The 539-nt window shown below is 67.7% G+C and carries 1 pseudogene; it reads left to right on the forward strand.

The features are described from left to right. Positions 1–539 (forward strand): annotated as a pseudogene (locus tag AU511_RS17070) (RHS repeat domain-containing protein); the annotation flags it as partial.

Raw genomic sequence — 539 nt, forward strand, 5'->3', positions numbered from 1 at the left:
CGGCGCGGGCAACCTGACCGGCGTGCGCACCAATCGCGACAGTGAAGGCTACCGGTTGGACAAGACCGGCCGGGTGCTGTCGGTTCTGACCGGCGGCGCGGGCAGAGCGCCGACTGCCGAGACCGACTACCACTATACCCGCACCGGCCTGCCGCAGGAGCAGGGACGGCTGACCGAGTGGGAAGCCGGCCGTCTGGTACAGCGCGACGACATGTATTACACCTACGACCGGGCCGGCCGTCTGGTGCGCCGACAGCAGGTCAAGCCGGGGTTCCGGGCGCAGGTGTGGCACTACCGCTGGGACAGCCGCAATCAGCTAAGGGCGGTGGACACCCCGAGCGGCGAAACGTGGTTTTATCGCTACGACCCGTTCGGACGTCGGGTCAGCAAACGCTGCGCCGAGCGCGGCGAAGAGGTGCGCTACCTGTGGGACGGCGACCAGATAGCGGAAGTGCGGCACTATCGTCAGGGACAACCGACGTCGCGGCGACACTGGGTCTACAACGGCTGGGAACTGGTGGTGCAGCAGCGGCACACCG

Origin of the sequence: Lonsdalea iberica (assembly GCF_002111585.1) — a bacterium.
Taxonomy (GTDB): Bacteria; Pseudomonadota; Gammaproteobacteria; order Enterobacterales; family Enterobacteriaceae; genus Lonsdalea; species Lonsdalea iberica.